The sequence below is a fragment of the Pseudomonas sp. P5_B3 genome, from assembly GCF_056400405.1.
In genome coordinates, this window is sequence record NZ_JBFULI010000006.1 from 38,448 (window position 1) to 50,735 (window position 12,288).

At 61.2% G+C, this 12,288-nt stretch carries 11 protein-coding genes; 1 reads left to right on the top strand and 10 read right to left on the bottom strand.

Annotation, left to right across the window (positions count from 1 at the left end; genetic code table 11):
• Nucleotides 1-16 precede the first annotated feature (16 nt).
• The 9 genes from metC to AC1DRN_RS05775 all read right to left on the bottom strand — a co-directional run bounded on the left by metC (nt 17) and on the right by AC1DRN_RS05775 (nt 10,127).
• Nucleotides 17-2,767, bottom strand: a complete 2,751-nt coding sequence (gene metC / locus AC1DRN_RS05735) for a cystathionine beta-lyase (protein ID WP_223457280.1) — start codon at nt 2,765-2,767, stop codon at nt 17-19.
• 41 nt (nt 2,768-2,808) lie between these two features.
• Nucleotides 2,809-3,405, bottom strand: coding sequence for a cysteine dioxygenase family protein (locus tag AC1DRN_RS05740; RefSeq protein ID WP_223457278.1), 597 nt, complete (start codon nt 3,403-3,405; stop codon nt 2,809-2,811).
• 17 nt (nt 3,406-3,422) lie between these two features.
• Nucleotides 3,423-4,259, bottom strand: a complete 837-nt coding sequence (locus AC1DRN_RS05745; protein WP_223457276.1) for an amino acid ABC transporter ATP-binding protein — start codon at nt 4,257-4,259, stop codon at nt 3,423-3,425.
• Complete coding sequence (locus AC1DRN_RS05750) at nt 4,246-5,028, bottom strand: amino acid ABC transporter permease (protein WP_477786649.1); 783 nt, start codon at nt 5,026-5,028, stop codon at nt 4,246-4,248. The genes AC1DRN_RS05745 and AC1DRN_RS05750 overlap by 14 nt, the downstream gene beginning before the upstream one ends.
• A complete protein-coding gene (locus AC1DRN_RS05755) occupies nt 5,018-5,752 on the bottom strand; it encodes an amino acid ABC transporter permease (protein WP_223457272.1) in 735 nt (244 codons plus the stop codon). The genes AC1DRN_RS05750 and AC1DRN_RS05755 overlap by 11 nt, the downstream gene beginning before the upstream one ends.
• A complete protein-coding gene (locus AC1DRN_RS05760; RefSeq protein ID WP_223457270.1) occupies nt 5,749-6,960 on the bottom strand; it encodes an aminotransferase class I/II-fold pyridoxal phosphate-dependent enzyme in 1,212 nt (403 codons plus the stop codon). Before AC1DRN_RS05760 ends, AC1DRN_RS05755 begins: the two co-directional genes overlap by 4 nt.
• Nucleotides 6,957-8,375: an FAD-binding oxidoreductase gene (locus AC1DRN_RS05765; protein WP_223457268.1), complete on the bottom strand. Its 1,419-nt coding sequence runs from the start codon at nt 8,373-8,375 to the stop codon at nt 6,957-6,959. Before AC1DRN_RS05765 ends, AC1DRN_RS05760 begins: the two co-directional genes overlap by 4 nt.
• Entirely contained in the window at nt 8,372-9,223 is an 852-nt protein-coding gene (locus AC1DRN_RS05770) for a transporter substrate-binding domain-containing protein (RefSeq protein WP_223457266.1), read from the bottom strand. The genes AC1DRN_RS05765 and AC1DRN_RS05770 overlap by 4 nt, the downstream gene beginning before the upstream one ends.
• Nucleotides 9,224-9,284: 61 nt before the next feature.
• A complete protein-coding gene (locus AC1DRN_RS05775; protein WP_223457264.1) occupies nt 9,285-10,127 on the bottom strand; it encodes a transporter substrate-binding domain-containing protein in 843 nt (280 codons plus the stop codon).
• 244 nt (nt 10,128-10,371) lie between these two features.
• Here AC1DRN_RS05775 and AC1DRN_RS05780 point away from each other — a divergent pair, with 244 nt between their 5' ends.
• Nucleotides 10,372-11,223, top strand: a complete 852-nt coding sequence (locus AC1DRN_RS05780) for a LysR substrate-binding domain-containing protein (RefSeq protein ID WP_223457261.1) — start codon at nt 10,372-10,374, stop codon at nt 11,221-11,223.
• 9 nt (nt 11,224-11,232) lie between these two features.
• On the opposite strand, the gene AC1DRN_RS05785 is transcribed toward AC1DRN_RS05780, so the two are convergent.
• Nucleotides 11,233-12,252 carry an ABC transporter substrate-binding protein gene (locus AC1DRN_RS05785; protein ID WP_223457352.1) on the bottom strand — a complete coding sequence of 340 codons (1,020 nt, stop codon included), beginning with the start codon at nt 12,250-12,252 and terminating at the stop codon, nt 11,233-11,235.
• Nucleotides 12,253-12,288 lie beyond the last annotated feature (36 nt).

A 12,288-nucleotide genomic window follows, 5' to 3' on the forward strand; every position in this document is an offset into this window, starting at 1 on the left:
CCGAGGCACTTCGGGCTTACGTTGCGGCAGCAAACGCGCGCTTCAAATCCTCTATCAATGCCTCGACATCCTCCAACCCGATATGCAATCGCAACACCGGACTCAGTGAACGGTCCGTCGCACTTTGGCGATCCTGGGTATCGGCCACGGTAATCAGGCTTTCGAAACCGCCCCAGGAAGCGCCCAGTCCGAACAACTGCAACGCATCGATGAAGCGCTCGACATAAGCGTCGTCCGCTTCGTTGAGCTCAAAGGACAGCAAGCCGTTACTGCCCTTGAAATCCCGTTGCCACAAGGCGTGGCCGGGATGGTCGGGCAAGGCCGGATGGAACACCCGTTTCACCTGCGGTTGCGCTTGCAACCAATGGGCGATTTCCAGCGCCTGGCGCTCGTGCACCTCCAGTCGCGTTGCCAGTGTCCGGGCACCGCGCAGCACCAGATAAGCATCGTCCGGGCTGACGGTGGCGCCAAAGGTGTCGCTCATGACCGCCAGTGGCTGCCAGGTTTCCTCACGGGTGCAGACGCTGCCCATGACCACATCGCTGTGGCCGCACAGGTACTTGGTCAGCGCCATGATCGAGATGTCCGCGCCGAGGGTCAGCGGTCGGTACAGGTAACCCGAGCCCCAGGTGTTGTCGACCGCCAGCAGGATGCCTCGCGGTTTGCACAGGGCGGCGATGGCCGGCAAGTCGCAGAGTTCGTAGAGCAAGGAACCCGGCACTTCGGTGTAGACCATTCGGGTGTTGGCTTGCAGTTGCGCCTGCAAGTCACTGCCGTCGGGGGCGAAGTAGCTGACCTGAATACCGAACGGTTGGAGAAACTCCCGGGCCAGACGTCGAACCGGTGCGTACACCGCATCGGTGATCAGCACGTGATCGCCGGGGCGCAGATAGGCCAGAAAGGTCTGCGCGACCGCTGCCAGGCCAGTTCCGAACAAGCGCGTGCGATAACCCCCTTCCAGCTCGGTGACCAGGTCTTCCAGGGCGAAGGCCGTCGGGTTGCCACGGGCGCCGTAGCTCAGCACCCGCTCGCTATCACGGCGAGCGCGGGCGTCGCGCATTTGCGCCAGGTTATCGAACAGCACGGTGCTTAAACGGGTGACCGGCACGTTGACTGATCGACCACCGACGCCTTGCTCGGTGCGCGCCGCATGAACCAGGCGCGTGCGCACCCGCGCATCGTCACGGGTTTGAGACTGCAGGGGGTTAAGACTGGCGATTTCATCGTCGTTCATCTGCGCCAGCAAACCGATTTCCCAGGCCAGGTACTGCCGCGCCGCCTCCTTGTTGCCGGAGTGGCGATCATGGGTGAAGAACAGGAAATCGATGCACTGACCATTGGCAGGCGTGTCTGGACTTTCCTCCACAACAAAACCGGCCGCACGCCAGGCAGCCAGTCCGCCGTCCAGCAATCGCAGCTGTGCACGCTGGGTTTCGGGCAACTCCTGCGCCGCGAAAGCGGCCAGCAATGGATCATCGGCCAGCAACACCAACGGCCGGTTCTCACCGGCTACATGCGTCGCCAACAGCGAGCGGATCGACCAGCGCGAGCTGGCAATATGGCCCTTGCGATAGGCCATGCTCGGGCGCAAATCGATCAACGCGACCGCGTCATCCTTCAACGCATCGGCCAGTGCCAATGGCGTGATCAATGGCAACGTCTCTTCAGCTTCAACCTCGATTGCGGGCAACGCCAGACCGCTGCTCACGCCACCTTCCAGCACATAGGCTTCATGCCCCAACTGACGCAGCCAGCTCGCGACAATCGGCGCACGCACGCCGTCGCTGTCGATCAGCACCAACCGCGCCTGACGCACGCCAACGTACAGATCGGTGGATTGAATCAACTGCCCGCCCGGCGTGTGTTGTGCACCGGGAAGACTGCCGTCGGCAAACTCTTCAGCCGTGCGCACGTCGCACAGAAACAGACTGCGGCCGGCCTCTTCGGCCCACTGCGCGACTTGCTCGGCCACAACGGTTTTCACCCCGGCGCGTTCCGCCAGCCGAGCAGCGGCCACCCGCTGTGCGGCCAAAGGTGCGACCGATACGGCATCGGCATAACGACGGCTGCTGCCATGCTCCAGCTGAAAATCTTCCAGGTACCAACCCTGAGTACCGTTCTCCAAGGCGTAGATCGGGTTCTTCAATCCCAGGTTGATCAGCGTTTGCGCGCCGATAATGCTGCGGGTTCGCCCGGCGCAATTGACCACGATCGGCGTGGTTTCATCCGGCACCAGGTCATGGATGCGATAACCCAGCTCACCGTTCGGGCAACACACGGAACCGGGAATGGTCATCTTGCGGTACTCGTCGAACGGTCGGCCATCCAGCACCACCAGCGGCTCGCCACGGGCTTGCCATTCGGCCAGCTGCTGCGCGGTGACGTGCGGTGTGTGACTGGCCTCTTCCACCAACTCGCCGAAGGCCTTTGACGGCACATGCACACCGGCAAACAGTTGGTAACCGGCAGCCTGCCAACCCTCGGCGCCACCCTCGAGAACGTGCACGCGCTCATACCCCAACGCCTGAAGGCGCTGAGCGGAACGTGCGGCGACATCGCCGCCATTCTGGTCATAGATCACCAGCCGCACCTGAGGATTCGGCGCCAGACGCCGCACCTCCAGCTCCAGTCGGCTATAGGGCAGATTCACCCCGAAAAACAGATGGGCCTCGCCATACTGGCCGTGCTCGCGCACATCAAACAGGGCGATTTCCTGTCCGTCGAACAGCCACTGCTGCAATTGCGCTGGGGTTACGGTCTGGCTCATGGAAGTCCCGCTTGAAAAAGAAATTATTGAAGCGCGATCGATCATGCGTAAGCCTTGATCGACGGCGCCATTTGCGAGGCGTTGTAATTGAGAATGCGTCCGTCAGCCTCGACGCCGTAACGGCCATTGAGGGATTCCAGCGGCAGGCCGTACAGGTGGAAATGCAGGGTCGCCTGCTCGCCTTCGACGCGAATCCCGTGCAGATCTTCGCCGAGAAACGAGATCGAGGTGCCGGGTTGCACGATCACTTCTTTTTGCAGATGCAAGGTGGTGAAACCGGGTTCGCAACCTTCGTCGTCACGGCCGTACACGTAGTTGATTTCCTGGCCTTCGACGGCGCTGATGATTGCCCAGGTTTCGTGGTTGTGCGCGATTGTGCTTTTACCCGGCAACAACGAGTTCAGGTACAGCGTCGGCGTGTCGCCGTCGTCATTCAGACGGTAGCGAAACGCGGTGCTGCCCTGCCCCGGCACCGGTGCCGGGAAGGCGTCGAAATTGAACAGATCACGACGCTCGGCCAGTGCTTCGAGCAGAACAACGATTTCCACCAGCGCGGCGCGGTCGACGCCCCGTTGATTGATGACGCGGATTTTCTTCAGGAAATCCTCGATGACGGCGGCACGGTTTTCGGTACTCATGAACAGGCTCCTCGGTGTTAGACGGACAGGCTGTAGCGACCCAGGTTGGTCAGCAGATACGGATCGTTGGCAACGGCGGGACGGCGCCCCGGATCACCCAAGGCATGACGCAGGAATTCCTGGGTGCGCTCACTGGTCGGGTGCTGAAAAATCTGTGCGGCGCTGCCGTGTTCGACGATCACGCCGTTTTCGGTGAAGTAGACGATGTCGCTGATCTCTTCGGCGAAACGCATCTCGTGGGTGACCAGAACGCAGGTCATGCCCTCTTCGGTCAGCTCGCGAATCACCGTCAGCACCTCGCCGACGGTTTCCGGGTCAAGGGCCGAGGTCACTTCATCGAACAGGATCAGTTCCGGGCGCATCGCCAGCGCCCGGGCAATCGCCACGCGCTGTTGCTGGCCGCCGGACAGTTGCCCCGGATAGGCATCGGCCTTGTGCTCCATGCGCACTTTCGCCAGCAAGGCACGCCCGTCTTTTTCGGCATCGGCGCGGCTGCGCCCCAACACCTTGCGCGGCGCAATCGCCAGATTTTCCAGCACCGACAAATGCGGGAACAGGTTGTACTGCTGGAACACAAACCCCACGCGCTTGCGCAACTCGATGCGCTGGGCTTCCTGCGCCAGGTTATGCACCTCGGTGGCGCCGACGCGGATAGTGCCGCGCTGCGGCTGCAACAACCCGGTGATGCAACGCAGAATCGTCGACTTGCCGGAACCGGACGGGCCGATGATCGACACCGCCTGTCCACGGTGCACATCAAGGTCGATGCCTTTGAGTACCGGATTGCTGGCGAACGACAGGTGCAGATCGCGCAGGCTGACCAGAGGCTCGGCGACGGTTTCAGTAGAAGGCATAACGTCGCTCCAGGCGTTGGGTGAGACGGGAAATCGGGTAGCAATAAGCGAAGAACAACACCAGCAKGCTCAGGTAAATCACCACGGTGAAGCCGGTCATGTTCACGGTGTTGCTGGCGATCTGCGCGGTGTCGATCACGTCATGCACGCCCACCAGCGAGGCCAGCGCCGTGCCCATGGTGATCACGGCGTAGAGGTTCATCCACGGCGGCAACATGCGTTTGAAGCACTGCGGCAAGATGATCGAGCGGAAAATCTGTCCGCGGGTAAACGCCAGGGAACGTGCGGCTTCCCATTGGGTGCTGGGGATCGAGGCAATGGCACCACGGAAAATTTCCGCGACGTTGGCACTCGCCGGTAGCGCTAGCCCGAGGGTGACCTTGACCCAGTCGGGGAACGAGACATAGGTGCTGCCGATCCTGACCTCGAACGGGAACACATAGGTGGTGAAATAGATCAGCACCAGCCACGGCGCATTGCGGAAAATCTGCACCCAGATCCGCGCCGGCAAACGCAGCAAGCGCAATGGCGACAATGCCAGCGCCCCCACCAGTAACCCCAGCACCGAACCCAGCGCGATGGCGACCAGGCTGATCAGAATGTTCTGGCCAAAGCCCGCAACCAGTGCCGGCGACCATTGCAGCAAGGCGTTGAGCACCAGGCTTTGCGGGGCGAACCATAGCAGCCAGAGCACGGTGCCGAGCAACAGCTTGCCGACATGCCGACGCGACCAGGCCACCGGCGCGGTGACGGACGATTCAATGGCCATAACCGGGCATCCTCAAGTGCGCTTCCAGGTAGCGCCCCACACAATTGACGATAAAACTCAGAAGACCGAAAAAGCTCAGGATCAGGATCATCAGCTCCAGCACGTTATCGCTCTGGGTCCAGATCATGATCGACGCGTAGGTGATGTCGCCGACGGCAATCGCCGAGGCCACGGCGGTCATCTTCACCAGGTCGATCAGGTTGTTGATCAGCGACGGCAAGGCGAAGCGCACCGCCAGCGGCAGTTGCACATTCCACAGCAATTGGCGGCTGCTGAACGCAAGGGAACTGGCGGCTTCCAGTGTCACGGTCGGCACCGCTTCGATGCCGGCGCGCAAGGCTTCGGCATGGAACGCGCCCTTGTGCAGCGAGATCACGATCACCACCCAGGCGAACGGCGTCAGCGGGTTCGCCGCGCCGACCGCCTGGGTCAGCAGCATGTTCAACACCAGGAACGCGCAATACAGCTGCACCAGCGTCGGCGTGTTGCGAGTGACTTCGACGAAGACCCGCGCCGGTTTCGCCAGCCAGGGTTTTCCCGACGTCAGCATCGCCGCCAAGCCGACACCGGCGAGCAAACTGCCAACGATGGTGAACAGGCACAACCACACCGTGGTCAGCGCGCCTTGCACCAGGCTTGCGCGCTGATAGGCGTCCAGCAGAAAGCTGTAGTTCAGACCGAAACCGGCGGTCCAGTGGACGAAAAGATCCAGCCAGTGACTCATGCCGTCCCCCGCAGTTGCGCGCAGGCCCGAGCGATGCGGCGCCCGGCTTCAGCGACGCTGTCGGTCGCGGTGGCGATGGACAGGCGAAACCACGGCGACAAGCCATACGCACTGCCCGCCACACCGGCCACGCCCTCTTCCAGCAAATAGGCGACGACGTCAGCGTCGCTGTTCAAGCGGTTGCCGTCGGGGCGATAACGCCCCAGCAAACCGGCACAACGGACAAACACGAAGAAGCCGCCCTGCGGCTCAAGCACTTCAAGACCGTCGACAGCGCGCAAGGCGCTCACCAACAGATCCCGACGCTGCTGATAGGCCACGACCTGCTCGGGCAGGAAATCCAGCCCGCCTTCGAAGGCCGCCAACGCGGCGGCCTGGCCCACCGAGGACGCCCCGGAAGTGGATTGCGATTGCACCACAGCCATCGCACTGGTCAGCACCTGTGGCCCTGCGCCAAAACCGATGCGCCAGCCGGTCATGGCATACGTCTTCGACACACCGCCCACCAGCAGGCAACGCTCCTGCAGATCCGGTGCGACATTGAGCAGGTTCTGCGCCGGCTGACCGTCGAAACGAATGTGCTCGTAGAGCTCATCCAGCAGAATCAACACCTGCGGATGACGGCGCAGCACCTCGGCCAGCGCCTGCAACTCCACCGCGCTGTACACCGCACCACTGGGATTGCCGGGACCGTTGAGGATCAGCCAGCGCGTGCGCTCGCCGATGTGTTGTTCAAGCTGGTGTGCCGTGAGCTTGCAGCCCTGCTCAAGCCCGCATTCGATGAACACCGGTTCGCCACCGTTGAACCGTACGCTGTCCGGGAACGATGGCCAGTAAGGCGTGGGCACCAGCACTTCATCGCCATCGTCGAGGGTCGCGGCGAACGCGTTGAAGATGACCTGCTTGGCGCCGTTGGCAATCACGATGGAGGGCAGCGAATAGTCCAGGCGGTTTTCCCGCTGGAGTTTGCGCTGCACGGCAAGCCGCAAGGCTTTCACCCCAGGCGTCGGCGTGTACTTGGTGGCACCGGCGGCGATCGCGGAATACGCCGCCTGCTTGATGTGTTCAGGCGTGTCGAAATCCGGCTCGCCGGTGGTCAGGTCGAGGATGTCGTGACCGGCCTCACGCAATTCGGTAGCGCGGGATTTGGCGGCGGCATTGGCCGACAGGGAGACGCGCTGCACACGCTTGGAAAGTCTGAGCGTCATGACTGACTTACCTCCACGACCTTGCCCGGATTGAGCAGATTCTTCGGGTCCATGGCTTGTTTGATACGCCGCATCAGATCCAGCTCCACCGCGCTTTTGTAGCGCCCCAGCAGGCCCAGCTTGCGTTGGCCGATGCCGTGTTCAGCGCTGATGGAACCACCGCGGGCATGGGCACTGTCGTGCACCAGAAGACTGAGTGCCGCGTAATTCGCCATGTGCGCATCCACCGTCGAATCCAGCGGATGAGCGACGTTGTAATGCAGGTTGCCGTCGCCCAGATGGCCGAAGGTGAAATGGCGAACACCGGGAAAGTGCGCCTGCAACAGCGCATCGGTGTGGCTGACGAACGCCACGACCTGGGAAATCGGCACCGAGATATCGTGCTTCATGTTGCGACCGGCGCGCTTCTGCGCCTCGCTCATGTTTTCGCGCAACAGCCACAGCGCGTCGCTTTGCGCGAGGCTTTCGGCGATCAGCGCATTGGCCAGCAAGTCCTTTTCGAACGCATCGCCAAGCACCGCTTCAAAGGCTTCGCGGGCGTGAGTTTCGCTGTGGTTATCCGAGAGTTCCAGCAACGCGAACCAAGGCTGACTGACACCGAGGAAAGGTTGCGGACCTTCGGGAAATTGTTCGTGCAACAAGGCCAGGCAGTCGGCACTGAGCAGTTCGAAAGCCGTGAGGCTGGCTCCAAACCCGGCACGGGCATGGGACAGGAATTGCACCGCTTGCGCCAGCGAATCAAAGGCCAATAACGCCGTAGCCTGAGCCTTGGGCAGCGGGAACAGTTTCAGCGTGGCGGCAGTGATAATACCGAGGGTGCCTTCACTGCCGATGTACAGGTCACGCAGATCGTAGCCGGTGTTGTCCTTGCGCAGACCGCGCAGGCCGTTCCAGATTTCGCCCTGGGCGGTTACCACTTCCAGCCCCAGCGTCAGCTCGCGGGTATTGCCGTAGCGCAATACGGCGGTACCACCGGCATTGGTGCCGAGATTGCCGCCAATGGTGCAACTGCCTTCGGCGCCCAGACTGAGGGGAAACAGGCGACCGGCGTTGCGGGCGACGTCCTGCACGTTTTGCAGAATGCAGCCGGCTTCGACGGTCAACGTGTCGTTGTCGGTGTCCACAGCGCGCACCCGGTTCAGGCGATCCAGCAACAGCAACACCGCACGACCGCTGGCGTCCGGCGTGGCGCCGCCCATCAGCCCGGTATTACCGCCCTGCACCACCACCGGCGTATCGGCGGCCACACAGGCGCGGACCACGGCCGCAACTTCTTCGGTGTTGGCCGGGTGCACGGCGGCAACGACCTGGCCAACGTAACGTCCCTGTTTGTCAGTCAGGTACGGCGCGGCCTCTTCGCTGCTCTGCACATGGCTCGCGCCGAGCAGTTGCTGCAAGTCTGCGAACAGACTCACGGAAGCACCGCCAGCGGCGCGGCGTTGCGATATTTTTCGTGCAAGTCACGCAGCGCCTGAGACGGTGCCATGTCCGTGCGTTCGCCGAGCTCGATCAGCCAGCCGCTGCGGTGCCAATCGCGCACGATGGCGTCCAGTTTCGCCTGGGTATCCTGCTCACCCTTGCGCAACCAGATCACCGAGTTCGACGGGATCAAGTCACCCGGCAACGGGATCTCGTAACCCGCCCATTCGGCATCGCTCAACAACGCATGCATGGTCGGGCTGACATGCACCGCCGCCACGCAACCGTTGCCGCGCAGGGACAACAACGATTCGGACTGGCTGCGGAATGCCTTGATCTCGGCGCCGTAGGTTTCCTGCAGCGGCTTGATGAAGTTGCTGCCCTGGGACACGCACACCGGTTTGCCCTTGAGGTCGGCCCACTGGGCAATGCCCGAGCCTTTGCGAATCAACGCCGCGCCGCCTACTTCCTCGTATGGCGTGGGCACGTAATCGAGAATCTCGCCGCGTTCTTCGGTGAACTGCATGTTGGCGATCAGGATGTCGACCTTGCCCTGCTGCAGGAACTGCACACGGTTCGGCGCCAGCACCGAGACGGTGTTGGCCTCGACGCCCAAGGCCTTGGCCACGCCCTTGGCGAGCTCGACGTTGTAGCCCAGGTGTTCACCGGTCTTCGGGTCGATGGTGCCGAATGGCGGGCCGCTGAGAATCACCCCGACAGTGATGGCGTGACGCTGCTCGATCTTGTCCAGCGTGGCATCGGCCCGGGCCAGGCTTGCAGCCAATGCGACAGCGCCGGCCAGGCACAGCGAGGACAGGGTTTTAGCGGAAAAAAGACGATTCATGCGCGACTACCTTGAACGGCCGTCGCGCAATGCGGCGGCGTATTGAAGACGATGAGATGAATCAGACGCCGTTGGCCTGAAACTTCTTTTGCAGCTCGACCAGCGCCGGCGATGCAGGCGTGATGCGGTTGCGGGTCTGGGCCTCGATCAACCAGCCGCTGCGGTGCAGCTCCTTGACGATCGGGTCGAGCTTCGCCTGGGTATCGCTCTCTCCGCGCCGGGTCCAGATCACTGAAGGCGCCGGGTTCAGTTCCGGGGTGATCGCCCGGTAGTCCTTCCATTCGGGACTGTCGGCGATCAACGGGTTGACCAGCGTGGCGTCGTGCACCGCCGCGACGCAGTTGTTGCCGCGCAGTGCCAGCAAGGATTCGGACGAGCTCTTGAAGGCCTTGATCTCGACACCCAACTCGGTGAGCGGTTTGACGTAGCTGCTGCCTTGCGAGGTGCAGACCGGTTGTCCTTTGAGGTCTTCCCAACGTGCGATCTTGCTGTCCTTGAGGACTGCGGCGGTGCCGCCGACCCGGTAAAACGGCGTCGGCACAAAACCGAGAATTTCGCCGCGTTCCGCCGTCCATTCCATGTTGGCAATCAGCAAATCGACTTTGCCCTGCTGCAGAAACTGCACACGGTTGGCCGGCAACACCGGCACCAGTTCGACTTCAGCACCCAACTGCCGACCCAACTCCTGAGCGAGCTCAACGTTCAGGCCTCGCGGTTTTTGCGTGGCTGGATCGATCCCGCCAAAGGGGCCACCCGACAGCAGCACGCCGACCACCAGCACATGACGCTGCTCGATTTTGTCCAGCGTCGCATCGGCTTGGGCAGCGGTGCTGGCAGCCAGCGAAATCAAGGCACCCAACATCGCAGGCAATAATCGTTTTACAGGCGTGCGCTCAAACAACATGGATTTCCCCTCATGGATGATCGGCGTAACCCCGATCTGATGAGTGGGCATCCTGCGTACTGCGCCAAGGTAACGGAAATACAAATATCTAATATCGTTATAACTCAGGCGCTGTCATTTTTTAGAAGAACGCTTATAAGCCAACGTTTATTGACCTATACCTACTTACAGAAAAATCAATTTCTCCTAACACATAAATATATGTAATGTTTATGTTCGCGCCCTTGATATAAAAGCAGCCGCCATGTCGACCCTCGATCTCGAATTACTGCGCACCTTCATTGCCGTGGTCGATCACCACAGTTTTGCCGAGGCCGGTGCACGAATGGCCCGCACGCAGTCGTCGGTCACCCAGCACATGCAACGCCTGGAGCAACAGGTGGGCGTGAGCCTGTTCGAAAAACGCGGGCGGCAAAAGCACCTTACGGAAGCCGGACAGCAGTTGTTACGGCATGCCCGGCAGATGCTTTCGCTCAACGACGACGCGCTGAACTCATTGCGCGAAAGCAGCCTGAGCGGCGTGCTGCGCATCGGTTCGCCCCACGACATCGCCGACACCATCCTGCCGCCCATGCTTAGCCACATCGCGCGATCGGCACCGCGCTTACGTCTGGAGATTGATGTGGGTCGTAGCCCGTTTCTGATGGACGACCTGCACCGGGGCAAAGTCGACATGGTGATTTCCACCCGAGAAGACTCCAGCCTTGAAGGTTTTGCCTTGCGCACCTCGCCGGTGTGGTGGATTTGCTCGGCCCAGTACATCCATACTCCGGGCGAACCCTTGCCACTGATTCTCGTCGAGGAACCGAGTATCTATCGCCGCTACGCGCTGGAGGCCCTGGAGCGCGCCAACATTCCCTGGCGCCAGGCTTACCTGGCATCGAACCTGATCGGCATCAAAGCGGCGACGCGTGCGGGACTGGGCGTCACCCCCAGAAGTATGGAAATGCTCGGCCCGGACATGCGCGTACTGGGTGAAAATGACGGATTGCCGCGACTGCCAGACGTGACCTATCACTTGTGGATTCGCCCGAACACCGTAAACCCGCTAGTGCGTCGGGCGTATGAGTTGATCAAAAGCAGTCAAGGGCACTGATGCCCCGGTTCAGCTGCCCGCACCGCCGTGGGCTTCTTCAAAGAAGTAGTCCTTCCAGCTGGCCGCCTTGTTTTTCAGTACGCCTAACTCCTGCAATTTTTCGGCATAGATGAAGGTGCGCTGTGGCACGACGGTAAAGTCGATTTCGGGGTCGGCGACGATTTTCTCAACCAGCGGCAAGGCCAGCTTCGACTGCTCCACCCGGATATAGATCTGGGCTGCCGCGGACTTGTCAGCCTTGATTATTTTCTCGGCCTCGGCCAGCGCGTCGTAGAACGCCTTGTAGGTTTTCGGGTTTTCGTCGTGGAATTTTTCAGTGGTGTACAGCACGTTAAACGTGGCCTGCCCGCCGAGTACGTCGTAGGAGCTCAGTACCTTGTGCACGTTGGGATTCTGCAGTTCCTGGTACTGGAACGGCGGACTGGAAAAATGTGAATTGATCTCTGAACCGCCAGCGATCAGCGCCGCTGTAGCATCCGGGTGCGCAAGGCTGATCGAGATATCGTCAAACTTCTTGAAATTGTCTTTGCCGAACTGTTTGGCCGTTTCGATCTGCAGCGTGCGCGACTGGAAACCGACCCCCGCCGCCGGTACGGCAATGCGATCTTTCTCGGTGAAGTCCTTGAGGCTCTTCACATTCGGTTTATTCGTCAGCAGGTAATTGGGCATCGAGCCCAGCGAGGCAATGGCCTTGACGTTCTGCTTGCCTTTTGTCCGGTCCCAGATCGTGAGCATCGGCGGCACGCCGGCTGACACCACATCCAGCGCGCCGGCCAACAGTGCCTCGTTCATCGCCGTGGCACCGGAGATGCTGTTCCAGTCGACCTTGATATCGAGGCCCTGCCCCTTGCCATGTTTCTCGATGAGCTGCTGATCCCGTACCACATCCAATATCAGGTAACCGATACCAAATTGCTGGGCAATGCTGATCTTGCCTTCGGCGTGAACGCCGGAGCTCAGTAACATACTCGCCGCAGCCAGGGAGGTCGCCAACACTGTCAACGCAGAACGCTTGAAGGGAGTTGCCATGAAAGCGCCATCGCCATCGCCATCAGCTCCGAGCAC